The sequence below is a fragment of the Bradyrhizobium viridifuturi genome (assembly GCF_001238275.1).
GTDB lineage: Bacteria > Pseudomonadota > Alphaproteobacteria > Rhizobiales > Xanthobacteraceae > Bradyrhizobium > Bradyrhizobium viridifuturi.
Window position 1 is genome coordinate 115536 of sequence record NZ_LGTB01000003.1, and the last position, 23754, is coordinate 139289.

The following is a 23754-nucleotide window of genomic DNA, read 5'->3' on the forward strand; positions in this document are numbered from 1 at the left end:
GCTGATGGCGTCAGGCGAAGTAGCAGCTCACGGAACCGTAGGGTCCGTAATCGGCCTGGATGGTGTCGCCCTTGCGGGTCTCGATCGGGCGGATGAAGGAGCCCGCCAGCACGACCTGTCCGGCTTCCAGCGCCAGCCCGTTCGGCTCGATCTTGTTGGCAAGCCACGCCACCGCGGTCGCCGGATGATTCAACACGCCTGCGGCAAGCCCGGTTTCCTCGAGCTGGCCGTTGCGGAAGCACAGCGCGCCGATCCAGCGCAGATCGGCCTCCAGCGGGCGGATCGGCCGGCCGCCGAGCACGATACCGGCATTGGCGGCGTTGTCGGCGATGGTATCGAAGATCTTGCGCGTCGCCTTGGTCTCGGGGTCGACGCGCTCGACCCTGGTATCCAGGATCTCCAGCGCCGGCACCACGAAGTCGGTGGCGTTGAGCACGTCGAACAGCGTGCAGTTCGGGCCCGCCAGGCGATGCTTCATCACGAAGGCGAGCTCGGCCTCGACGCGGGTTGCGATGAAGCGGTCGGTCGGCACCAGGCCGCCGTCGGCAAAGAACATGTCGTCGAGCAGGATGCCGGAATCCGGCTCGTCGATATTGAGCGCGCTCTGCATCGCCTTCGAGGTCAGGCCGATCTTGTGGCCCTTGACGAGGCGGCCCTGCGCCACCTTCATCTCGACCCAGGCCTTCTGAATCGCGTAGGCGTCTTCGAGGGTGATGCTTGGGTATTCCAGCGAGAGCTGGCGGATCTGCTTGCGGGTCTTTTCCGCAGTGTCGAGCCGTTCGGCGGCAGCGCGGATATCGTCCTTGGAGAGGGCCATGCGTGATACACAAAAAGTGGATGTCGGGAGATGATTAACATGTTAAGTTATTTCCCGCAAACTGAATCAGTGCATGTTGCAGCGCAAAAGTTTGCGGCGGCGGATTAGGTCATGGCGCGCAAGAAATCGTCGGATGAGACAGGGGCGGGGCAGGCTGACGATGCGGCGTCGTCGCGGCGTGGCCCGATGCGCGAATTCTCGCGCTCGCTGCCGATGTCGCTGCTCCGTGCCCGCGAAGCGGTGATGCGGCAATTCCGTCCGTCGCTGCGCAATCACGGGCTGACCGAGCAGCAGTGGCGGATCCTGCGTGCGCTGACCGCGGTCGACGAGATCGAGGTCACCGAACTCGCCCGCGTGGCGTTCCTGCTCGGCCCGAGTCTGTCGCGCATCCTGCGCGATCTCGAGGGGCGTGCGTTGATCGAGCGCAAGGCGGCGGAGAACGACGCGCGGCGTGCGGTGGTCTCGATCTCCGCCAAGGGGTTGAAGCTGATCGAGGCGGTAGCGCCGACGTCGGAGGCGATCTACGCCGAAATCACACGACGATATGGTGCGCGCAAGCTCGCCGAGTTGCACGAAATGCTGGGTGTGCTGGAGGCAAGTCTCGCCGGAATGGGCTCGGCCGATGACGCCGAGGTCGAAGCCGACGACTAGGCGCGACGCCGCGATGCCGTCAGGCCATGTAGGGCACGCGTGAGATCACGTTGATCGCGCGGAATTCGGCGATCCAGCCCGCGACCTTCGAGTGGGACCACTCGATATGGCGGCGCAAGATCTCGGCCGCCGCGTCGCCGTCGCGCGCGCGCAAGGCTTCGATGATCACCAGATGTTCGTCCATGAAGGAATCGATCTGCGGCGCGGTCAGGGCCACCTGAATGTGCTTGCCGATCACGAAGGCGCAGTGGGTGCGCTTGAGTGCTTCGATCATCTCGCGATTGACGCCATATCCCAGGCAGCGGATATGAAGGTCGCCCTCGATCTCGTCGAGCTCGCCGACGCCGACGCGGCTGCGGAATTGAATTCCCTCGCGCAGCCGTTCCGCCATCCGGTCAAGCAGCGCGGTCGGAATCTTCGCCGTCGCGGATTTGAGCAGCAGCGGCTCGAGGGTTGCGCGCACCTCGAAGATGTCGCGCAGGCGATCCTCGTCCAGCGGCACCACGTACCAATGCGCCTTGGCGCCTTTCTCCAGGATTCCGATCGCCTGCGCGCGGAGCAGCAGATTGCGCGCCACGGTGCGTCCGACCCGGAAATGCCGCGCCAGTGCCAGCTCGCTGACGCGGAAGCGTCCGAACAGCGACCGGTAGATGATCTCGCGTTCGAGCTTGTAATAGAGCGCGTCCCAGGCATCGCTGCGCACCGCGTCGACAGGGCCATCGGTCAGTCCAAACATCTCCGGCGTGATCGGGACGCGCCGTGGCTCGACCTTGCGCTTGCCGGCGATGACGCCGCGGCCGTCGAACCGGCGCACCAGCCGACGTGCTCCAGCTGTTCGAAGGCCTGCCGCACCGGGGAGCGGCTCGAGCCGAACAAAGTCGCGATCGCCGACTCGGAGAGCACCGTGCCGGGAGGCACGTCACCGGCCCGGATGTGCTTTGCCAACGCGCTCTTGATCAGCGCGTAGGCCGGTTGCTTCCGTCTGGTCTGCGATTTCGCTCTTGGAATCGACATCGATGGCTGCCCGCCGTCACATTACCATGTGATCGCGTCATGTTGCAGGTAGCAGGCATTTACGCACCGTTACCAGCGAATTTTTGGCTATTGCGTGCAATGTGCAATCATGTTTAGCTGCGGCAAACGCCAGATTGATGGCCGCTGTTGCGCGTCTTTTGCACCGCAGTGGTGCCAATGTTTGTTCGCCGCGCCGCTCGATGGCTGCGGATTGGGCAGCAGATCGACGCGTCAGCTCGTCTCAACGCAGCCGACATGCAAGTTCGGCGCATGACAGGGAGGATTGAATGAAACTGACGAGGCGTGAGTTTTCCGCCGGCTTGGCGGCAGGTCTCGCTGCTCCTGCGCTGATGCGCAGCGCCTGGGCGCAGGGAGCAACCATCAAGATCGGGATGTGCGTGCCGGTGACCGGACCGGCAGCCGAGCAGGGGCTGTGGGCCCAGAATGGCGCCAAGTTGGCGCTTGCCGCGGTCAACAAGGCCGGCGGCGTGCTCGGCAGGCAGGTCGAACTCGTCATCGAGGACGACCAGACCACCAATCCCGGCATCGTGCTGGCCTTCTCCAAGCTTGCCGCGCAATCCGACATCGTTGCCTTCCTCGGCTCGATCCGCTCGACCCAGGTGCAGGCGATGGCGCCCGACGTCATCAAGGTCGGCAAGCCCGTGATGATCGGCGGCACCAACCCCGATCTCACCCATTCCGGCAATCCCTGGCTGTTCCGTTTCCGCCCGAACGACAATTACTCCGGCCGCGTGATCGCCGACTTCGGCGTCACCACGCTTGGCAAGAAGAAGTGGGCGATCGTCCATTCCACCGACGCGTTCGGCACCGCGGGTGGCAAAGCGCTCACCGAGGCGCTGACCAAGCTCGGCGCGCCGCCGGTGCTTGACCAGGGTTACGCCAACCAGAGCCAGGACTTCACTCCGGTCGTGCTGGCCGTGAAGCAGTCCGGCGCCGACGTGCTCGGCACTTACTTCACCTTCGAGAATGATCTCGGCATCTTTGCCCGCCAGCTGCGCCAGCTCGGCGTCAACATCCCCTGGGTCGGGTCGCCCTCGGTGGTGGCGGTGTCCTCGACCAAGCTCGCCGGCCCTGCGCTGTTCGGCACCTATGGTGTCGCAGATTTTGCCGAGGACTCCAGCGACACCGCGAAGGCGTTCGGCAAGGCCTATCGCGATGCCTACAAGACCGCGCCCGACAACCAGAGCGCCTGGCCGTACGACGCGATCACCATCCTGTCGGCGGCGATCAACAAGGCCGGCTCGACCGATCCGAACAAGATCCGCGATGCCATCCTGGCAACGCAGAAATTCGCCGGCGCCGAAGGCGAATATAATTTCGACAAGAACGGTGACGGTCTGCACGGCTATAACGTCGTGAAGAACGACAAGGGCAAGATCGTCTACGACAAGCACATCGACTTCAACGATTGATCGCGGATCGGCCTCGCCGTCGTGCACGGCGAGGCCGATCTTCTGCGTCCACTGTCCTGATCGAGCGCTGTCATGGATCTGGTTCTCCAGCTACTCTTCACCGGAATCGGCATCGGCGCGGTCTACGCGCTGGTCGCGCTCGGTTTCGTGCTGATCTTCCGCGCCACCAATGTGGTGAACTTCGCGCAAGGCGAGTTCTCGATGGTGGCCGCCTATCTGATGGTGGTCTGCGTCGAGCTCGGCCTGCCTTACTGGCTGTCCTTTGTGATCGCGCTTGCCGGCATGGCGCTGCTCGGCGTCATCTTCAATCTCGGCGTCTACTATCCGCTGCGCCACCGCACCTATCTGCCTGTCATCATCGCCACCATCGGCGCCTCGATCCTGCTGTCGAACTCGGTGCTTGCGATCTACGGTCCGCAGCCGCAGGTGCTGCAGGGCTGGTTCGATACGCCCGGCATCCAGCTCGGCCCGGTCTATCTCGACAGCCAGTATCTGCTGATCATCGGCGTCACGATCCTCCTGGTGCTGTTCAATTTCTGGTTCTTCGAGAAGACGCTGCTCGGCAAGAAGCTGCAGGCGACCTCGCAGGACAAGGAGATGGCCTCGCTGCTCGGCATTTCCGTCTCCACCATGATCATGATCACCTTCATCTATTCGGCCGTGCTCGGCGGCCTCGCCGGCATCCTGGTGGCGCCGGTGCTGTTCGTCTCGATCCAGATGGGCTCGACGATCGCGCTGAAGGCGTTTGCCGCGACCATCATCGGCGGCTTCGGCGATGTCGCCGGCGCGATCGTCGGCGGTCTCGCGCTCGGTGTGATCGAAACCTTCGGTGCTGCCTACATCTCGGTGCCGTACAAGGACGGCTTTGCCTTCCTGGTGCTGATCGCCTTCCTGGTGTTCCGGCCGCAGGGCATCTTCGGCGAACGTGTCGCGGAGAAAGCATGAGCGCCAGCGACAACATGATTCCGGCGCCGGCCGTGCGCTCGAAACCGCTGATCATTCGCCATCTGCCGTATTTCATCGGCGCGGCCGTGCTGGTGGCGCTCGCCGCCGGCATGCAGTTCGACGGCTACATCCTCAACATCCTGCTGCAGGCCACGACCTTCTCGATCGCGGTGTTCGGGCTGTCGGTCGTGCTCGGCCTGTGCGGTCAGATCAATCTGGCGCAGGCCGCGTTCTTCGGCTTCGGGGCCTATGCCGTCGGCCTCGGGACCGCCGACCTGCATCTGAACTTCTGGCTCTGCCTGGTTGGCGGCTGCGCGATCACGCTGGTCGCCGGTGCGGTCCTGGGCATGTCGACGCTGCGGCTCGGCGGACACTACCTTGCCATGGTGACGATCTCGTTCCAGCAGATCGTGACGCTGGTGATGATCAACGCGATCTGGCTGACCCACGGGCCGGACGGCGTCGCCAACATCCGCCGGCCCGAGCTGTTCCAGTCCTCGCAAAGCTACCTGGCCTTCTGCGTCGCGATGCTCGCGATCGTCGGCTATCTGGTCTGGCATCTGCCTGACACCAAGCTCGGCCGCGCCATGCGCGCGGTGCGCGACAATGAGCTCGCGGCCGGCGTCAACGGCATCGACGTGTTCCGCACCAAGGTCTCCGCGTTCGGGCTGTGCGCGTTGCTCGGCGGCCTCGCCGGCGGCCTGTTCGCCGGCGGCTTCGCCTATGTCAGCCCCGACCAGTTCTCGTTTGCGGAGTCGATCCAGTTCCTGACCATGTCGCTGCTCGGCGGTGTGGCTTCGCCTATCGGCTCGGTGATCGGCACCGGCCTCCTGATCCTGATCCCGGAATGGCTGCGCTTCCTCAAGAGCGTGCCTGGTCTCTACCTTGCGATCTACGGCCTGTCGGTGATCCTGATCATCCGCTTCATGCCTGACGGCATCTGGGGCTTCGTGTCCGACGCGTTCACGCGGATGCGCGCGCACAGCAAGGCGCCGCCCGTTGCCGGAGCGCTGCAGCTCAAGCCCGCGACGTCAGGCGGCGACGTCGTGCTCGAGGTCACCGGACTCTCGAAGCATTTCGGCGGCCTCAAGGCGGTCGACGGCGTAGACATCGCGGTAAAGCGCGGCAGCGTGCACGCGCTGATCGGCCCTAACGGCTCCGGCAAGACCACGACGCTGAACGTGCTGTCCGGTCTCTACAAGGCGACGTCGGGCAAGATCGTGCTCGACGGCACCGACATCACCAACATGGCGCCACATCAGCGCACGGCCGCGGGTCTCGGACGAACCTTCCAGAACATCCGCCTGTTCCGCTCGATGACGGCGCTCGAAAACGTCGAGATCGGCGCTGAGCGGCCGGGCAACACCATGATCGGGAAGGGCGACGACGCGCTGACCGAACGGGCGATGGAGGCGTTGACCTTCGTCGGCCTCGGCAGCCGCGCCAATGAGCTGATCTCGAGCTTCTCCTACGGCCACCAGCGGCTGATCGAGATCGCGCGGGCGCTGGCGTCGAACCCGACCTTGCTGCTGCTCGACGAGCCGGCCGCCGGCCTCAATTCGACCGAGAAGCTCGAGCTGCATGAATTGCTCAAGCGCATCGCGGCGCAAGGCCTCACCATCCTGATCATCGATCACGACATGACGCTGGTCTCTGAAGCCGCCCAGCACATCACCGTGCTGAACTTCGGACGCCGCATCGCGGACGGCGAGTCGATGGCGGTGCTGCGCCATCCCGACGTCGTCTCCGCCTATCTCGGGAGCGAATGATGCCGCTGCTCGAAATCCGCAATCTCGTGGTCCGCTACGGCGAGATCGAGGCGCTGCGCGGCGTTACCATCGCCGTGGAGCAGGGGCAGGTGGTCACGCTGCTCGGTGCCAACGGTGCCGGCAAGTCAACCACGCTGCGCGCGATCTCCGGCCTTGCCAAGCCCGCCTCCGGCGACATCCTGTTTGACGGTCACTCGATCGCCGGCCTCGGGCCGGAAGCGATCGTGCGGCTCGGCATCTCGCATGTGCCGGAAGGCCGCCGCGTGTTCCCGGGCCTCACCGTGAAAGAGAACATCATGCTCGGCGCCTCGAACCGGAAGGTTTCGGCGTCGCAGATCTCGCGCGAGGCCGACGCGATGTTCGATCTGTTCCCGGACATCCGTGCCTTTTCCAATGCGCTGGGCTGGACGCTTTCCGGCGGCCAGCTGCAGATGGTCGCGGTGGCGCGCGGCCTGATGGCCAAGCCGCGGCTGCTGCTGCTCGACGAGCCGTCGCTCGGTCTCGCACCCGTGATCGTGCAGGCGGTGTTCCGCATCATTTCGCAGATCAGGAAGGACACCACGGTCTTGCTCGTCGAGCAAAATGCGCGCATGGGACTCTCGGTCGCCGATCACGGTTTTGTCCTGGAAACCGGGCGGATCGTGCTCGGCGGCAAGCCCGACGAATTGTGGGGCAACGAAGCCATCGCCGCGGCCTATCTCGGCAGCCACGCCAAGAGCCACGCCTGACAACGCACTGTGTTTTATCGAGCGAGCTAGTTTTTCATGGTCACCATCAAGGTCGATAACCTCATCAACTTCGTGTCCGAGGTGTTTTCCCATTCGGAGTCCTCTCCGGAAGAGGCGAAGCGCATCGCGACCTACTTGACGACGGCGAACCTCACCGGGCATGACAGCCACGGCGTGATCCGCGTGCCTGTCTATGTCAGGTGGAAGAAGATGGGCTCGATCGTGCCGAACCAGACCCCCGAAGTGGTGGTCGACACGCCGTCGCTCGCTGTTGTCGACGGCAAGTTCGGCTATGGCCAGACCGTCACGCCGGTTGCGGTCAGGCTCGGCATCGAGAAGTGCAAGAAGGCGGGGCTTGCCGCGGTCGCGCTGCGCAACTCCGGCCACCTCGGCCGCGTCGGCGACTGGGCCGAGATGGCTGCCGCCGAGGGACTTGTTTCAATTCATTTCGTCACCGCGGCGGGCTCGCTGCTGGTCGCGCCCTATGGCGGCGTCGAGAAGCGGCTGTCGACCGCGCCCTATTGCGTCGGCATTCCGCGCCAGGGCCAGGACCCGATCGTGCTGGATTTCGCGACCTCGGTCGTCGCCGAGGGCAAGTGTCTGGTCGCAAGTCGCGGCGGCAAGAAGCTGCCGATCGGCGCGCTGGTCGATGCCGACGGCACGCTGAGCGAGGATCCGCACGTTCTGTATGGTCCGTATACGCCGGATGGGCCGCGCGACCACACCAAGGGAACCGGCGCGATCCGCGCCTTCGGCGACCACAAGGGCTCGGGCCTCGCCTTCATCTGCGAGCTGCTCGGCGGTGCGCTGACCGGCACCGGCGCGACGTCGTCGGACCGCCGTTTCGCCAACGGCATGATGGCGTTCTACATCGATCCCAAGGTGATCGACACCAGCAACTTCTTCGACGGCGAAATCACCCGCTACACCGACTTCATCCGCGCCACCAAGCCGATCGCGGGCACGGATTCCGTGCTGGTTCCGGGCGATCCGGAGCGCAAGACCCGCGCCGATCGCACCAAGAACGGCATCCCCTTGCCTGACGACACCTGGGCGGCGATAGTGAATACCGCGCGCGAAGTCGGCGTCAGCGAAGTCTCGATCCAGCGGGCGACCAGCTGAGGTCCGCTTCCCCAAGAAAACCTCCGAGAACCACAAAAGGAAACGCAATCAATGGCAAACAAGGTCAAGCAGGTCTGGGCATCGGGCAAGGCGGTGGTCAACGCGTGGCTCGCGATCCCCTCCGGGTTTTCGGCCGAAGTGATCGCGCAATGCGGCTTCGACAGCGTCACCGTCGACATGCAGCACGGCGTGCAGGATTATCAGTCCATGGTGCAATGCTTCCAGGCGATGCATGCCCATCCGGTGACGCCGATGGTCCGCGTGCCCTGGAATGAGCCCGGCATCATCGGCAAGGTGCTGGACGGCGGCGCCTATGGCGTGATCTGCCCGATGGTCAACACGCCGCAGGAAGCCAAGAACCTCGTCTCCTATGCGAAGTATCCGCCGAAGGGCGTGCGCTCCAACGGTCCGATCCGCGCCGGCATGTACGGCTCGGCCGGCACCTATCAGCAGACCGCCAACGACGAGATCGTGCTGCTGCCGATGATGGAGACCAAGACCGCGGTCGAGAACATGGAAGCGATCCTCGATGTCGAAGGCATCGACGGCGTCTATATCGGTCCGTCCGACCTCGGCTTCTCCTACGGTCTGGTGCCGAAGCTCGATCGCGACGAGCCGGAGATCCTCAAGATCTACGAGAAGATCATCAAGGAGTGCGGCAAGCGCGGCCTCAACCCGGGCATCCACTGCTCCGGCGCCGAGGGCGCGGTGCGCGCGATCAACATGGGCTTCAAGCTCGTGACGCTGTCGAACGAAGTCGGCCTGATGCAGGTCTACGCCAAGATGCAGGTCAACGCGACCCGCGAGAAGTCCGGCGGCAAGGCGTAGTCATCTTCGCGAATGGCGAACAGGGAGTAGCGAATGACGCTACTCCCAATTCCATTCGCTACTCGCCATTCGCTCCAAAGGAGAACTCCCATGGCCTCGGCACAAGTGATCCGCCTGCACGCCGACGACAGCGTTTTGATCGCGCGCGCGAGCCTGCCGCCGGGGCTTGAGGTGACCGAGGGCGTCACCACGGTCGACCGCATTCCGGCCGGCCACAAGGTCGCGATCAAGCCGATCGCGATGGGCGAACCGATCCGGCGTTACGGCCAGATCATCGGCTTTGCGACCCAGCCGATCGCACCGGGCCAGCATGTGCACACCCAGAACTGCGGCATGGGCGATTTCGCCAAGGACTACGCCTATGGCGTCGACGTCAAGCCGGTGCCGAATTTCGATCTGCCGGCGACCTTCGAGGGCATCCGCCGCGCCGACGGCCGCGTCGCGACGCGCAACTATATCGGCATCCTCACCTCGGTGAATTGCAGCGCCCACGTCGCCGGCATCGTCGCCGACATGTTCAAGAAGAATCCGTTCACCGGCGACAATCCGCTCGCCGACTACCCGAATGTCGACGGCGTCGTCGCGCTGACCCACAAGACCGGCTGCGGCATGACCCAGGACGAGCCGCTGGCGCTGCTTCGCCGCACGCTCGGCGGCTATGCGCGCCACGTCAATTTCTCCAACGTCATCGTGCTCGGCCTCGGCTGCGAGGTGAACCAGATCGGCGGCCTGATGCAGGAGCAGAAGCTCGCCGGCCGCCTGCGCGCGATGGACATTCAGGAGGTCGGCGGCACCCGCAAGACCGTGGAAGCCGGCGTTGCCTTCGTGAAGGAAGCGCTCGCCGACGCCAACAAGGTCAAGCGCGAGGCAGTGCCGGCGAGCGAGCTTACCGTGGCGCTGCAATGCGGCGGCTCGGACGGTTACTCCGGCGTGTCGGCCAACCCTGCACTCGGCGCGGCGAGCGATTTGTTGGTCCGTCACGGCGGCACGGTGATCCTGTCGGAGACGCCCGAAACCTATGGCGCCGAACATCTGCTGACCCGCCGCGCCGTCAGCCGCGAGGTCGGCGAGAAGCTGGTCGGCCTGATGCGCTGGTGGGAGGAATACACCCAGCGTGAGGGCGCCGAGATGAACGCCAACCCGAGCCCCGGCAACAAGGCCGGCGGCCTCACGACGATCCTTGAGAAGTCGCTCGGTGCGATGGCCAAGGCCGGCAGCACCAACCTGGTCGACGTGCTGCATTACGCCGAGCCCGTCACCAAGAAGGGCTTCGTGTTCATGGACACGCCCGGCTACGATCCGGTCGCTGCGACCGGGCAGGTCGCCGGCGGCGCCAACCTGGTCTGCTTCACCACCGGCCGCGGCAGTGTGTTCGGCTGCAAGCCCGCGCCGTCGATCAAGCTCGCCACCAACACGCCGATGTACAAGCGGATGCAGGACGACATGGACGTCAATTGCGGCACCATCCTCGACGGCGAGGAGAGCGTGCAGGAATGCGGCCAGCGCATCTTTGACCTCATCCTCAAGACCGCCTCGGGCCAGCCGACCAAGAGCGAGAGCTTTGATTTCGGCGGCGCCGAGTTCGCGCCGTGGGTGCTTGGCGCGACGATGTAGCGCTTGGGAGCTGCAATACAGGCCGCATTCTCGCTGTCGTCCCGGCGAAGGCCGGGACCTATACCGCGTGATCTATCGTTTTCAGGGCGGTGGCAGACACCTTCCGCATCGCCACGGTCGGTGGTTATGGGTCCCGGCCTTCGCCGGGACGACGAGTTTGCTGTCCCCACGGATTACGCTACGCTCCATCCAGGCTACGACTGAACGGAGGAAGCATGCGCGCGCTTCGGTTCGGACTTATTGGATGCCTCGCATTTCTGGCCGCATTCATCCTCGGCGCCGCCTCGGCTGACGCCGCAACCGTCGTCGCGCTTGGCGCGAGCAACACCTACGGCAAGGGCGTGGCGCGCAACCAGGCCTATCCCGCGCAGCTCGAATCGATCCTGCGGGCGAAGGGGCTGAACGTCCGTATCGTGAACGCCGGCATCAATGGCGACACCACCGAAGGGATGCTGCAACGCCTCGACCGGGCAGTCCCGAACGGCACCCGCGCGGTGATCCTGCAGCCCGGCGGCAACGATCGGCGCAAGGGCAGCCCGGACCGGACAGCGGATATTCAAAGCCGCCTCAGCGCCCGCGGCATCACCGTGATCATGCTTGCCAACGGGATGTTGGGCGGACTGCCGCATCAGCCCGACGGTGTGCATTTGACCCCCGAAGGCTATCACATGCTCGCCGAGCAGCTTGCGTCGCAGGTGTCAGGTGCGATCGGCCGCTAGCCGGTGGGGCCAATGAGCCGCGTCAGTCACTCCCATTGGGACAACCGCACGGACAATTCCTGGGCAACCGCTGCCCGTTGTTAGTGCTTGATCCATACCGGAACCAGTGTTCTGCTTAAAAAAGCTGCTGGAGTCCTCGGTCCGTGTCGATCTTCGTCGCACTGCATCACGTCACGCACTATAAATACGACCGGCCGATCGATCTCGGGCCCCAGACCATTCGGCTCCGGCCGGCGCCGCATACCCGCACGCCGATCCTCAGCTATTCGCTCAAGGTCACGCCATCGAATCATTTCGTGAACTGGCAGCAGGACCCGCAGGGCAACTGGCTGGCGCGCTACGTCTTCCCGGAGAAGGCAACCGAGCTCAAGGTCGAGGTCGATTTCACCGCTGAGATGACGGTGGTCAATCCGTTCGACTTCTTCGTCGAGCCCTACGCCAACAGTTTTCCATTCGAATATCCCGGCGATCTCAAGACCGAGCTCGCGCCCTATCTGGAGACCGAGGAGCCCGGGCCGTTGCTCGCGGCGTACCTGAAGGACATTCCGCGGCAGGCCGATAGCACCGTCAATTTCCTGGTCGAGCTGAACGCGCAGCTGCAGAAGAAGATCAGCTACGTGATCCGGATGGAGGCCGGCATCCAGACGCCGGAGGAGACGCTGGCCGCTTGCTCCGGCTCGTGCCGCGACTCGGCTTGGCTTTTGATCCAGACGATGCGGCATCTCGGCCTCGCCGCGCGCTTCGTCTCCGGATATCTCATCCAGCTGCGGCCCGATATCGATCCGCTCGAGGGGCCGCGCGAGGTCGAGAACGATTTCACCGATCTGCACGCCTGGGCCGAAGTCTATCTGCCCGGCGCGGGCTGGATCGGGTTCGACGTCACTTCCGGCATGCTGACCGGCGAGGGCCACATTCCGGTCTGCGCCACGCCGCACTACCGCTCGGCCTCGCCGGTGACCGGCACCGCAGGCGCCGCCAATGTCGAGTTCGGCTTCGAGATGAGCGTCAAGCGCATCCGCGAAGCGCCGCGGATCACCAGGCCGTTTTCGGATGCATCCTGGGCGCGGCTCGACCAACTCGGCGAGCAGGTCGATGCCGACCTGACGAAGCACGATGTGCGGCTGACCATGGGCGGCGAGCCGACCTTCGTTTCGGTCGACGATCTGGAATCACCGGAGTGGAACGTCGCCGCGGTCGGCCCGACCAAGCGCGCGCTGGCCGACGAGTTGATCCGTAAGTTGCGCACGCGGTTCGCGCCGGGCGGCCTGCTGCATTACGGCCAGGGCAAATGGTATCCCGGCGAGAGCCTGCCGCGCTGGGCGTTCGGCCTCTATTGGCGCAAGGACGGCAAGCCGATCTGGAAGAACGCCGACCTGATCGCGTCGATCGAGAATCTGCGCAAGGCAAGGGTTGCCGATGCTGAGCGCTTTGCCGTCGGCACTGCGAAGAAGCTCGGACTCCGCGCCGACCATGTCATGCCGGCCTATGAGGACCCGGCGTTCTGGCTGCAGCGTGAAGCCGGGCTGCCGGCCAACGTCACGCCCGATAACTCCAAGCTGACGGATGCCGAAGAGCGCGCGCGGCTGGCGCGGGTGTTCGACGCGGGACTGACGACGCCGAAAGGCTTTGTGCTGCCGATCCAGCGTTGGACGCCGCTTGCCGACAAGATCCCTGCGCGCTGGCGCAGCGAGCATTGGAAGATCCGCCGCAGCCATCTGTTCGCATCACCCGGCGATTCGCCGCTCGGCCTGCGGCTGCCGATCGGCTCGCTCGAACATGTCCCGCCGGAGGACTATCCCTACATCGTCGAGCAGGATCCGATGGCGCCGCGCGAGGCGCTCGCCGACGCGGAGCTGAAGCAGGCGCTGAAGGACATCCCCGAGCCGCTGCCGGTGCGTACCGCAATGGCGATCGAAGTCCGCGACGGCGTGATCTGTGTCTTCATGCCGCCGGTCGAGAAGGTCGAGGATTATCTTGAACTGATCACGGCAATCGAGGCGACCGCGGAGGAAACGCAGCTCGCAGTCCACGTCGAAGGCTACGCGCCACCGTTCGATCCGCGCATCGAGGTGATCAAGGTGACGCCGGACCCGGGCGTGATCGAGATCAACGTGCAGCCGGCGCAGAGCTGGCGCGAAGCCGTCGACATCACCCTCGGCCTCTACGAGGATTCCGCGAAGACGCGGCTGGGGGCCAACCGCTTCCTGATCGATGGCCGCCACACCGGCACCGGCGGCGGCAACCACATCGTGGTCGGCGGCAGCAAGCCGGAGGATTCACCGTTCCTGCGCCGGCCAGACCTGCTGAAGAGCCTCGTGCTGTATTGGCAGCGGCATCCGTCGCTGTCCTATCTGTTCTCCGGCATGTTCATCGGCCCGACCAGCCAGGCGCCGCGGATCGACGAGGCGCGGCATGACGGGCTCTATGAATTGGAGATCGCGCTCGCGCACGTTCCGCCGCCGTGCATGGACGCGCCGCTATGGCTGGTCGACCGGCTGTTTCGGCACATCCTGGTCGACATCACCGGCAACACCCATCGCGCCGAGATCTGCATCGACAAGCTCTATTCGCCCGACGGCCCGACCGGCCGCCTCGGCCTGGTCGAATTCCGCGCGCTCGAAATGCCGCCCGATCCGCGCATGTCGCTGGCGCAGCAGTTGTTGATCCGTGCACTGATCGCGAAGCTGTGGCGCGAGCCGCAGGACGGGAAGTTCGTGCGCTGGGGCACCGCGCTGCATGACCGCTTCATGCTGCCGCATTTCCTCTGGGAGGATTTTCTGGGCGTGCTCGCCGAGCTCAAGCAGTTCGGCTACGACGTCGAACCGGAATGGTATCAGGCGCAGCTCGAATTCCGCTTCCCCGCCTTCGGCCGGGTCCATCACGGTGGCGTCGGTCTCGAGCTGCGGCAGGCGCTCGAGCCCTGGCATGTGCTGGGCGAGGAGGGCACCTCGGGCGGCACCGTGCGCTATGTCGATTCGTCGGTCGAACGGTTGCAGGTGAAGGCCACCGGTTTCGTGGAGGGCCGCCATGTCGTCACCTGCAATGGCAGGCGGATGCCGATGACCGAGACCGGCCGCTCGGGCGAGGCGGTTGCAGGCGTCCGCTTCAAGGCCTGGCAGCCGGCCTCCGGCCTGCATCCCACGATTCCCGTGCACGCGCCCTTGACGTTCGACCTGATCGACACCTGGAACGGCCGCTCGCTCGGCGGCTGCGTCTATCATGTCGCCCATCCCGGCGGCCGCAACTACGAGACCAAGCCGGTCAATTCCTACGAGGCCGAGGCTCGGCGGCTGGCACGCTTCCAGGAACACGGCCACACCCCCGGCAAGATCGAAACGCCGCCGGAGGAACGCACAATTGAGTTTCCCTTGACCCTCGACTTGCGGACGCCGCTCCTGCACTAATTGGAGCGTTCTCCAGCGAACTGGGGTGCAGGGGAAGTGCAATGACGGTGTCGGGTGGCCGGGGCAACAGCCAAGGCAGCAGTCAGGAGAGCAGGGCCCGGCCCGGCCAGCGCCGGATGGCGCAGTGGACCCGCGACTATGTCCGGCTTCCGGGCATTCCCGATGAATATATCGCCGAGAATGGCGCGCCGCGGCCGGTCTGGGCCCGTTTCTTCGATGCCTTTGCCGGGCTGTCGCCGGCCGATATCGAGCGCCGCTTCGCCAACGCCGACCGTCATCTGCGCGAGGCCGGCGTCACCTATCGGGCGCCGGGCGATACCTCCGACCGGATCTGGCCGCTCAGCCACCTGCCACTGATCATCGACGCGGCCGACTGGCGGCAACTCGCCGCCGGCGTCGCGCAGCGGGCGCAGCTCCTGGAAATGGTGTTGGCCGATCTCTACGGCGAGGGCCGTCTCGTCGCCGACGGTGCCATCCCTGCAGCGGCGATCGCCGGCAGCAGCGAATATCTGCGCTCGGTCAGCGGCATCAGGCCGCCGGGCGGCCGCTATCTGCATCTCTATGCCGCCGATATCGGCCGCGGGCCTGACGGCCGCTGGTGGGTGCTCGGCGATCGCACGCAGGCGCCGTCGGGCGCCGGCTATGCCCTGGAAAATCGCCTGGTGCTGTCGCGCGCGTTTTCCAATCTCTACAAATCGATGAATGTCGAGCGCGTCGCGCCGTTCTTCGAAGCGTTCCGCGATTCGCTGCGCGCCAGCGCCGATCGCGACGAGCCGCGGATCGGCCTGCTGACGCCGGGCGCGTTCAGCGAGACCTATTTCGAACACGCGACGCTCGCGCGCTATCTCGGATTCCTGCTGGTCGAGGGTGATGATCTCGCGGTCTCCGGCGACCGCATCCACATCCGTACCGTCGCCGGATTGAAGCGGCTCGACGTGCTGCTGCGCCGGGTCGATTCCAACATGCTCGATCCGCTCGAGCTCGACGCGTCCTCCTATCTCGGCGTGCCCGGCCTCGTCGAGGTGCTGCGCAAGGGCGGCGTCGTGGTCGCCAACATGCCGGGCTCCGGCGTGATGGAGGCGAGGGCGCTGCTCGGCTTCCTTCCCAATCTCTGCCGCCGCCTGCTCTCGGAAGACCTGATGATGCCGCACATCGCGACTTGGTGGTGCGGCCAGAAGTCTGCTCGCGAGCAGGTGCTGTCGCGGCTCGATGAATTCGCGATCGAAGGCGCCTATGGCCGCGGCGTCGCGGATTTTCCCGGCCATGGGCCGGTGCTGCCCGGCGAATTATCGGGGGCGGAGCGCGACCGCCTGAAGGATGCGATCAGCCACCGCGGCATCGACTATGTCGGCCAGGAGTTGGTGCGCCTTTCCACGACGCCGGTGTGGGAAGACGGCCGCATCGCGCCGCGTCCGTTCGTACTGCGGGTGTTCGCGGCGGCGACGCCGAACGGCTGGACTGTGTTGCCCGGCGGCTTCTGCCGGATTGCCGACCGGGCCGATGCGCGCGCGGTGTCGATGGGCGATGGCGCAGTGTCCGCCGACGTCTGGGTGGTCTCGGATAAGGCGGTCGCGACCTCGACCCTGCTGCCGGCGGTCGACACCGTCCGCATCCGACGCATCGCCGGCGTGCTGCCGAGCCGCGCCGCCGACAACCTGTTCTGGCTCGGCCGCTATCTCGAGCGCGCCGAGGCCACCATTCGCCTGATCCGCGCGCTGTGCACGCCGCTGCGCGATCCGGCGCGCGGCAATTCGAATGGCAACGCACCGGCGATGCATTCGGCCGAGCGCATCCAGCGCCTGCTGGTGACCTGGGGCGCGGCCTCGCAGACGGCGCGCGCCAATCCCGCCAAGGTCGCGCTCGAGGCGCTGCAGAACGAGGAGAAGTTCGGTTCGGCGCTGTCGCTGGTGCGATCGGCGCAGCGCACCGCGACGTCGCTTCGCGAGCGGCTGTCGCCGGACGCTTGGCAGGTCATCACCGAAATGGCCGACCGTCTCGCGATCGAGGTTCATGATGATGACGGCGTCGTCAGCGCCGCCGAGCTGACCTTGCAGGAGCTCGCAAGTTTCGCCGGCCTCGCGCAGGAGAACATGAACCGCGCCGCCGGCTGGCGCTTCCTCGAGATGGGCCGCCGCGCCGAGCGCGCCATCAACACCACGCGCTTTGCCCGCCAGTTCGCCTATGACGAAGCCGGTGACGAGGATCTCGATGTCCTGCTCACGCTGGTCGACTGCCAGATCACCTATCGCTCGCGCTATCTGGTGCAGCCGCTGCTGACGCCGGTGCGCGATCTCGCGGTGCTGGATCCCTACAATCCGCGCTCGGTCGCATTCCAGGTCGCGGCGCTGAACGAGCATATCGCCGCGTTGCCGAGCCTGAAGGAGCACGGCCTGATCGAGCGGCCGCAACGGCTCGCGGTCGCGGTCGAGGCGATGTTGACGACGGCCGAGGCTTCGAGCCTCGACGTCAAGACGCTGTTCGCGCTGGAGCAGGACCTGCTCAACCTCGCCGACGCGGTCGGGCTGCATTATTTCCCGCACGGACCGAATGCCAGCCGGCCGGAGAAGCTCACGGGGCTGGCGTGATCTACGACATCCGTCACGTCACGACCTACAGCTACGAGACTCAGGTCAGCTTCGCCCGCTGCTCGCTGCGGCTGGAGCCGATCAGCGGCGACGGGCAGGAGCTGATCTCCCATTCGGTCGAGATTCGTCCGAGGCCCGCCGAACGCACCGCGCGGCGCGATTTCTTCGGCACGTCGACCGAGAGCGTCCTGATCGAGACCGCGCATCGCAGCCTTCGCATCGATTCCCGCTCGCGGGTCTCGGTGGCGCGGCAGCCGCCGGCGCGTGATGCGGCCAGCCCGCCCTGGGAAAGCGTCCGCGATAGCGCATTCGAGGCGCTGAGCCTCGATGCGGCCTCGCCGGTCGGCTATGTCTTTGCAAGTGCCTTGGTGCCGGTGCTGCGGCCGGTGACGGCCTACGCTTCCGCGAGCTTCTCGCCTGACGGTGGTATCCTAGCCGGTGCGGCCGACCTGATGCGCCGCATCCGCAGCGACTTCAAATACGATCCCAAGGCGACCGTGATCTCGACGCCGCTGCGCGACGTGTTCGAGAAGCGTCACGGCGTCTGCCAGGATTTTGCCCATGTGATGATCGCCGGGCTGCGTGGTCTCGGCCTGTCCGCGGCCTATGTCAGCGGTTATCTGCGCACCATTCCGCCGCCGGGGCAGCCGCGGCTGCAGGGCGCCGACGCGACCCATGCCTGGGTCTCGGTCTGGTGCGGCAGCGAGCTTGGCTGGGTCGGATTCGATCCGACCAACGATCTGATGGTCGCCAACGACCACATCATCCTCGCCATCGGCCGCGACTTCGCCGACGTCTCTCCGGTCGACGGCGTGATTGTCGGTGCGCGCAAGCAAAAGCTCAGCGTCGCGGTCGACGTACTGCCGGTGGAGTGAGCGGAGCGCGGCGGGAAACCCGATCAGGCGACGTGCCGCTTGCCCGACTTGTCCCATCCGATCGGGCTGACGATGACGCGGTCGCGGCCTTCAGCCTTGGCTTGATAGAGCGCAAGGTCGGCGGCCTTGAGCAGATCGCGCGACGTGCGCTCGTGGTCGGGCACGAGGCAAGACACCCCGATGCTGACGGTCGGCAACTCGTGTTGGGATTCGCGTGCAGCCGCCAGCTTCGCGCGAATCTGTTCGGCGACCTCCAACGCGCCGGCCTTGCCGATGCCGGGCAGCAGCACCGAGAACTCCTCGCCGCCATAGCGCGCACCGAGATCGGTGACGCGCTTGGCGCTGGCTGCGATGCATCGGCCCACGGTGGCGAGCACGGCGTCGCCAGCCTGATGCCCGTAGGTGTCGTTGAAGGCTTTGAAATGATCGACGTCGATCATCAGAAGCGAAACCGACGACTTCGCGCGCATGCCGCGCCGCCATTCGATGTCGAGCGTATCGTCGAGGCGGCGGCGGTTGGCGAGGCCGGTCAGCGCATCGGTGCTCGCAAGGTGCGCGAGCCGGCGTTCGGCGGCGGCCCGCCGCTTGAGAGCGGCGAGCAGATAGAACATCAGGACGATCGAGAAGCCGCACAGCGCGGCCACCACGCTGCCGATCAGCCAGACCTGCTGCCACCAATCGGCATAGATGGCGTCGAGCGAGAGACCTTCGGCGATGATCAGGTGATGGTTGCCAACCGCCTGGAAGACATAGAGCCGCCTGACATGATCGACGAGTGATTTCGTCATGTAGGAGCCGGATTGCCGCGCCGGATACTGCTTGAAGACCTGGGAGTCCTTGATGCTCTGCCCGATCTTGCCGATCTCGAACGGCGCTCGCATCAGCATGACGCCATCGGTGTTGAACAGAGCCATGCTGTCGCCGAGGCCGAAATTCAGCTTGCGAAACAGGTTGTGGAAATAGCTGAGCCGCATGCTGCCCGCGACCACGCCTGCAAAGGATCCGTCCTCAGTGCTGATGCGGCGGCTCAGGCTGATCAGATATTCGCCCTCCGGCGTGACCCAGGGAGCGCTGATGAACAGGCCGCGGTCGGCTCGCGTCCGATGCACCTGGAAGAAATCCCGATCGGCGAAATTTGCGGTTCGTGGCGTCAATGTCCGGGAATCCAGCGTGACGTCTCCAGCGACATTCAGCACGAGGATCGAGCCGAGATCCTTGGCCGTGGCCGCGCGGTCGAACAGCACGACCTGGCGAAGCTCCGGGCTGACCTTGCCGAGCTCCGGCAGCTTGACGCCGTCGGCGACCGCCTGCAGCGAGAGGTCATAGAGCTCGATGTTGCGGTCGATCTCGCTGGCAATGGAGGCGACGAGGTTGGTCGCGCCTTCCTTGGCATGCCGATAGTCCTTGTCCGCCATCTCCCAGAGGATCGATGCGCAGATCGCCGAAAAGCCCAAAACGAGGCCGATCCCGAGCGCGAGCAGCCGTTTGGTCGGCACCGCCTTCGGCTTTGGCAGAGGCCCGTTCATTGCTCGCTTCCACTTCCCCCCGCGCCCCCGCGCTTTGACGTTTTCTATGGGGGCATCAAATTGAGAAAGGCGACCTGAAGCGCTGGCAATTTATGCGCATGCGTTGGGGGAGTTTTAACCATCCGGCTCGGCCGGGACCCGTCGCGGGTCCTCGACAGATCGAGCGATCCGTTCAGGTTCCAGTCCGGCGCATGCCGTCTGCCGCGTCGACGCGCAGGTTGCGGAAGAACTGCTCGACCTCGCGCGACAGCGTATCGGCCGTTGCGGTCAGATCGTTCGACGCCGCGAGCACGGATTCTGCCGCCTTGCTGGTCTGGTCCATGTCGTCGCGGAGCGAGCCGACGTTTGTGACCAGCGTTTCGTTGCCCTGCGCGGCCATCTGCGCGTTCGCGGAGATTTCGCGCGTGGCGGCGTCCTGCTGGCCGATCGCACTTGCGATGTTGGCGGTGACGTTGCTGATCTCGCGCACGGCCTGGCCGATCTCGCGGACGGCGGCCACCGAGTTGCGGGTCGAAGCCTGGATCACGCCGACATTCTCGCTGATCTCGGCGGTTGCCTTCGCGGTCTGCCCGGCCAGCGCCTTGACCTCGTGCGCGACCACCGCGAAGCCGCGGCCGGCGTCCCCGGCGCGGGCGGCTTCGATGGTGGCGTTGAGCGCGAGCAGATTGGTCTGCTCGGCGATCGCCTGGATCAGGCTCAAGACGCCGTCGATGCGCTGGGTGGTGGCGGCGAGGCTCTCGATCTCGGTGATCGACCGGTCGGTGCGCGCGCCGGCCTGATCGACCGCGCCGGACGACTGCTTGACCTGACGGCCGATCTCCTCGACCGAGGCGGAGAGCTCTTCGGCTGCACCTGCGACCGCGGAGACGTTGCTCGAGGCCTGTTCGGTCGCGCCTGCCGCCGCAACCGCCCGGCCGTTGGCATCCGATGCGACGGTCGCGATGGTCTGCGCGGTTTGACGCATCGTCGCAGCGTTGTCGTGCACCGCGCGGAGCACCTCACTGATGGTGCCGCGGAACGTCTCGACGAAGCTCTCGATATGCCGGCCGCGGGCGTCGCGGGCCTCGGAGTCCTGCACGACCTGGGCATTGAGGCTGCGATTGCGATCCATCGCCTCCTGGAAGACCTTGATGGCGCGCGCCAGCGCGCCGATCTCGTCGCCGCGCCCGACATGGGGCACCTCGACATGGTCGTCGCCCTCGGCGACGCGCTTGATGGTGGTGGTGATCTGCGACAGCGGCCGGGCCACCGAGCGAGCGATGATCAAGACGCCGAGCACCACCACGATCAGGGCGGCGGCGCCGAGCCCGGTCAGCAACAGCGCCAGCTCGCGGTTGGTGTCGGTCTGCTGCGCCAGCTTCTTGCTGCGCTCGGCATAGACCTTGGAGAGCGCCTCGAGATCCTTGTTCAGCGCGGTGCGCACGTCGCGGTTGGCGTCGTTGTCACCCCACTCACGGCCCGCCGCCGCACCGATCTCGATGCCGCGCCGAACCAGTTCCTTGCGGAACTCGATGAACTGCTCAATGCGCTGCTTGAACACGGTGAACTGAGCGGCGTCGTCGGCCTGCACCAGGGTTTCCCAGTTCTTGACCACGCCGCGGATGCGCTCGTTGAACGCCAGCAGTCCGTCGCCGTACTTCTTCACCGCCGCCGGGTCGGTCGACATGTAGATGCCGCGGGATTCCATCACCACGGCATAGACCAGCGAGTTGACCCGCTCGACATTGAGCGCGGCGCGGCTTGCGAGGTCGACGGCCGCGGTCAGCTCGGCGTTGCGCCGCGCGTTGTAGTCGGACAGGACGGTGATGGCCGCGGTCAGCACCGCAATCAGCGCAAAGGTCGAGTACAGCCTGGCAGCGAGCGAGAATCGGGACGCCATTGGAGGCCGGGACATGGAGATGGGGGATGTGGCGGGGGCAAGCATTGAGGGCACTCCAAGAGGCCGGGGAGCACCATCGGCCGATTAAAGCTTATGCAAAATGTTCATGGATAATTTCTTAACGGGCGAGCCTGGCGCGACTGCGGCCGCTAAAATCCCCAAATAATCACAATGTCTTATGAGCGCCCCTGCGTCCGCCGGGTTCCAGCGGCCGGCGGCTGTGTTGAATGATGCGCCGCCATCATCATCATTCATCAACATCCCCGGCACGCAGCGCGAAAGCTGATGGCACGACTTTCGCAAAGAGGTGCTAGGTTACATTGCCCCAGCCCCGCGACTTCCCCCATGCTCTATCGTCACACCATCGACGCCACCAACTACGCATTCGACGATTTGCGCATCCTGCTTGCCAAGGCCTCGCCGCCACGGTCGGGCGACCGGCTGGCCGGCATCGCGGCCGATAGTGCCGCGGAGATGATCGCCGCGCGCTCGCGCTCGCCAACGTTCCGCTCAAGCAATTCCTCGACGAGCCGGTCATCCCCTATGAGGACGACGAAGTCACCCGCCTGATCCTCGACAGCCACGACGTCGCCGGCTTCCTGCCGGTGTCGTCGCTCACCGTCGGCGGCTTTCGCGACTGGCTGCTGTCGGATGCCGCCACCGGTGACGCGATCAGCCGGATCTCGCGCGGCATCACGCCGGAGATGGTGGCCGCGGTGTCGAAGCTGATGCGCAATCAGGATTTGATTCTGGTCGCCAGGAAATGCGAGGTCACGACCCGCTTCCGCAACACTATAGGCCTGCGCGGGCGCATGAGCACGCGGCTGCAGCCGAACCATCCTTTCGACGATGCCAAGGGCATCACCGCCTCGATTCTCGACGGGCTGCTGCTCGGATCCGGCGATGCCTGCATCGGCATCAATCCGGCGAGCGACGATCCTAACGTCATCGGCAGCCTGCTGCGGCTGTTGGACGATGTCATCACCCGGCTCGGGATTCCGACGCAGGGCTGCGTGCTCACTCACGTCACGACCACGCTCGGACTGATCGGGCAGGGCGTGCCGGTCGATCTCGTGTTCCAGTCGATCGCCGGCACCGAGGCCGCCAATCGCAGTTTCGGCGTCGACCTCTCGCTGTTGCGGGAGGCGCGGGAAGCCGGGCTGTCGCTCCGGCGCGGCACCGTCGGCGACAATGTGATGTATTTCGAGACCGGGCAGGGCTCGGCGCTGTCGGCCAACGCCCATCACCAGGTCGACCAGCAGACCTGCGAGGCGCGGGCCTATGCGGTGGCGCGTGCGTTTGATCCGTTGCTCGTCAACAGCGTGGTCGGCTTCATCGGTCCCGAATACCTCTATGACGGCAAGGAAATCATCCGCGCCGGGCTGGAGGATCATTTCTGCGGCAAGCTGCTCGGCCTGCCGCTCGGGATCGACGTCTGCTACACCAATCACGCCGAGGCCGATCAGGACGACATGGACAATCTCCTGACGCTGCTTGCCGCCGCCGGCGTGAACTTCATCATGGGTGTGCCGGGCGCCGATGACGTGATGCTGAACTATCAGTCGACATCGTTTCACGATGCGCTCTACATCCGCGACGTGTTCGGCCTGAAGCGGGCGCCGGAATTCGACGACTGGCTGGTGCGCGCAGGCCTTGCCGGGCAGGACTACCGCCTCGCCGGCGATACGGGGCAGCTGCCCGACCTCGCTGCCCGGCTCCTGACCTGACGGGATAGCAAAATTCTGCAGAGCAACTATCTCGGCGTTGTGACGTTGGTAAGTGCCACAATGTTGAAGAATTTCTGGCCCAGCGTTCCACGCCATGGTTAGATTTGCGGGTGCTTCG

17 protein-coding genes and 1 pseudogene are annotated in these 23754 nt (G+C 65.5%); 13 read left to right on the forward strand and 5 right to left on the reverse strand.

Features of this window, described 5'->3' with window-relative positions; all coding sequences use genetic code 11:
• Window positions 1-10 precede the first annotated feature (10 nt).
• Window positions 11-817 (reverse strand): 2-oxo-hept-4-ene-1,7-dioate hydratase, encoded by an 807-nt coding sequence (gene hpaH / locus ALC15_RS04185; RefSeq protein WP_050626194.1) that lies wholly within the window; start codon window positions 815-817, stop codon window positions 11-13.
• 186 nt (window positions 818-1003) lie between these two features.
• On the opposite strand from hpaH, the gene hpaR reads away from it, so the two are divergent.
• Window positions 1004-1468 carry a homoprotocatechuate degradation operon regulator HpaR gene (hpaR, locus tag ALC15_RS04190; RefSeq protein ID WP_162240471.1) on the forward strand — a complete coding sequence of 155 codons (465 nt, stop codon included), beginning with the start codon at window positions 1004-1006 and terminating at the stop codon, window positions 1466-1468.
• Window positions 1469-1487: 19 nt separating this feature from the next.
• On the opposite strand, the gene ALC15_RS04195 is transcribed toward hpaR, so the two are convergent.
• Window positions 1488-2282, reverse strand: coding sequence for a GntR family transcriptional regulator (locus tag ALC15_RS04195; RefSeq protein ID WP_244485920.1), 795 nt, complete (start codon window positions 2280-2282; stop codon window positions 1488-1490).
• Complete coding sequence (locus ALC15_RS45880) at window positions 2192-2482, reverse strand: GntR family transcriptional regulator (protein WP_244485921.1); 291 nt, start codon at window positions 2480-2482, stop codon at window positions 2192-2194. The genes ALC15_RS04195 and ALC15_RS45880 overlap by 91 nt, the downstream gene beginning before the upstream one ends.
• A gap of 287 nt (window positions 2483-2769) precedes the next feature.
• Between ALC15_RS45880 and ALC15_RS04200 the strand changes: the two genes are divergently transcribed.
• The 11 genes from ALC15_RS04200 (at window position 2770) to ALC15_RS04250 (ending at window position 18504) form a co-directional block, all read left to right on the forward strand.
• On the forward strand, window positions 2770-3915 hold the full coding sequence (locus ALC15_RS04200; RefSeq protein WP_050626196.1) for an ABC transporter substrate-binding protein: 1146 nt from the start codon (window positions 2770-2772) through the stop codon (window positions 3913-3915).
• 72 nt (window positions 3916-3987) lie between these two features.
• The gene (locus ALC15_RS04205; protein WP_050406735.1) at window positions 3988-4860 is read left to right on the forward strand and encodes a branched-chain amino acid ABC transporter permease; all 873 of its coding nucleotides are present in this window, start codon (window positions 3988-3990) and stop codon (window positions 4858-4860) included.
• A complete protein-coding gene (locus ALC15_RS04210; protein WP_050626197.1) occupies window positions 4857-6629 on the forward strand; it encodes a branched-chain amino acid ABC transporter ATP-binding protein/permease in 1773 nt (590 codons plus the stop codon). The genes ALC15_RS04205 and ALC15_RS04210 overlap by 4 nt, the downstream gene beginning before the upstream one ends.
• Window positions 6629-7357: an ABC transporter ATP-binding protein gene (locus tag ALC15_RS04215; RefSeq protein ID WP_050626328.1), complete on the forward strand. Its 729-nt coding sequence runs from the start codon at window positions 6629-6631 to the stop codon at window positions 7355-7357. Before ALC15_RS04210 ends, ALC15_RS04215 begins: the two co-directional genes overlap by 1 nt.
• A 36-nt stretch (window positions 7358-7393) precedes the next feature.
• The gene (locus ALC15_RS04220; RefSeq protein WP_050626198.1) at window positions 7394-8479 is read left to right on the forward strand and encodes a malate/lactate/ureidoglycolate dehydrogenase; all 1086 of its coding nucleotides are present in this window, start codon (window positions 7394-7396) and stop codon (window positions 8477-8479) included.
• Between the two features lie 51 nt (window positions 8480-8530).
• Window positions 8531-9307, forward strand: a complete 777-nt coding sequence (locus ALC15_RS04225; RefSeq protein WP_021079919.1) for an HpcH/HpaI aldolase family protein — start codon at window positions 8531-8533, stop codon at window positions 9305-9307.
• 90 nt (window positions 9308-9397) lie between these two features.
• The gene (locus tag ALC15_RS04230; protein ID WP_050626199.1) at window positions 9398-10921 is read left to right on the forward strand and encodes a UxaA family hydrolase; all 1524 of its coding nucleotides are present in this window, start codon (window positions 9398-9400) and stop codon (window positions 10919-10921) included.
• 215 nt (window positions 10922-11136) lie between these two features.
• Window positions 11137-11640 carry a GDSL-type esterase/lipase family protein gene (locus ALC15_RS04235; protein WP_050626200.1) on the forward strand — a complete coding sequence of 168 codons (504 nt, stop codon included), beginning with the start codon at window positions 11137-11139 and terminating at the stop codon, window positions 11638-11640.
• Window positions 11641-11783: 143 nt separating this feature from the next.
• Window positions 11784-15044, forward strand: coding sequence for a transglutaminase family protein (locus ALC15_RS04240; RefSeq protein ID WP_050626201.1), 3261 nt, complete (start codon window positions 11784-11786; stop codon window positions 15042-15044).
• A 116-nt stretch (window positions 15045-15160) separates the two neighbouring features.
• The gene (locus tag ALC15_RS04245; RefSeq protein WP_430649141.1) at window positions 15161-17629 is read left to right on the forward strand and encodes a circularly permuted type 2 ATP-grasp protein; all 2469 of its coding nucleotides are present in this window, start codon (window positions 15161-15163) and stop codon (window positions 17627-17629) included.
• Entirely contained in the window at window positions 17626-18504 is an 879-nt protein-coding gene (locus tag ALC15_RS04250; protein WP_050626203.1) for a transglutaminase family protein, read from the forward strand. Before ALC15_RS04245 ends, ALC15_RS04250 begins: the two co-directional genes overlap by 4 nt.
• A 23-nt stretch (window positions 18505-18527) precedes the next feature.
• Here the strand turns inward: ALC15_RS04250 and ALC15_RS04255 are convergent, their stop codons facing one another.
• The gene (locus ALC15_RS04255) at window positions 18528-20030 is read right to left on the reverse strand and encodes a sensor domain-containing diguanylate cyclase (RefSeq protein ID WP_050626204.1); all 1503 of its coding nucleotides are present in this window, start codon (window positions 20028-20030) and stop codon (window positions 18528-18530) included.
• 172 nt (window positions 20031-20202) lie between these two features.
• A complete protein-coding gene (locus ALC15_RS04260) occupies window positions 20203-21909 on the reverse strand; it encodes a methyl-accepting chemotaxis protein (RefSeq protein ID WP_094193664.1) in 1707 nt (568 codons plus the stop codon).
• 345 nt (window positions 21910-22254) lie between these two features.
• Here ALC15_RS04260 and ALC15_RS04265 point away from each other — a divergent pair.
• A pseudogene (locus tag ALC15_RS04265) lies at window positions 22255-23636 on the forward strand (ethanolamine ammonia-lyase subunit EutB).
• The last annotated feature ends 118 nt before the right edge of the window (window positions 23637-23754 follow it).

Bases quoted from the DNA above. Each gene is read 5' to 3' on its own strand.
- hpaH (WP_050626194.1), bottom strand. From the start codon at position 817: ATGGCCCTCTCCAAGGACGATATCCGCGCTGCCGCCGAACGGCTCGAC.
- ALC15_RS04200 (WP_050626196.1), top strand. From the start codon at position 2,770: ATGAAACTGACGAGGCGTGAGTTTTCCGCCGGCTTGGCGGCAGGTCTC.
- ALC15_RS04230 (WP_050626199.1), top strand. From the start codon at position 9,398: ATGGCCTCGGCACAAGTGATCCGCCTGCACGCCGACGACAGCGTTTTG.
- ALC15_RS04225 (WP_021079919.1), top strand. From the start codon at position 8,531: ATGGCAAACAAGGTCAAGCAGGTCTGGGCATCGGGCAAGGCGGTGGTC.
- hpaR (WP_162240471.1), top strand. From the start codon at position 1,004: ATGCGCGAATTCTCGCGCTCGCTGCCGATGTCGCTGCTCCGTGCCCGC.
- ALC15_RS45880 (WP_244485921.1), bottom strand. From the start codon at position 2,482: ATGTCGATTCCAAGAGCGAAATCGCAGACCAGACGGAAGCAACCGGCC.
- ALC15_RS04255 (WP_050626204.1), bottom strand. From the start codon at position 20,030: ATGAACGGGCCTCTGCCAAAGCCGAAGGCGGTGCCGACCAAACGGCTG.
- ALC15_RS04215 (WP_050626328.1), top strand. From the start codon at position 6,629: ATGCCGCTGCTCGAAATCCGCAATCTCGTGGTCCGCTACGGCGAGATC.
- ALC15_RS04210 (WP_050626197.1), top strand. From the start codon at position 4,857: ATGAGCGCCAGCGACAACATGATTCCGGCGCCGGCCGTGCGCTCGAAA.
- ALC15_RS04205 (WP_050406735.1), top strand. From the start codon at position 3,988: ATGGATCTGGTTCTCCAGCTACTCTTCACCGGAATCGGCATCGGCGCG.
- ALC15_RS04220 (WP_050626198.1), top strand. From the start codon at position 7,394: ATGGTCACCATCAAGGTCGATAACCTCATCAACTTCGTGTCCGAGGTG.
- ALC15_RS04260 (WP_094193664.1), bottom strand. From the start codon at position 21,909: ATGGCGTCCCGATTCTCGCTCGCTGCCAGGCTGTACTCGACCTTTGCG.
- ALC15_RS04235 (WP_050626200.1), top strand. From the start codon at position 11,137: ATGCGCGCGCTTCGGTTCGGACTTATTGGATGCCTCGCATTTCTGGCC.
- ALC15_RS04245 (WP_430649141.1), top strand. From the start codon at position 15,161: ATGGCGCAGTGGACCCGCGACTATGTCCGGCTTCCGGGCATTCCCGAT.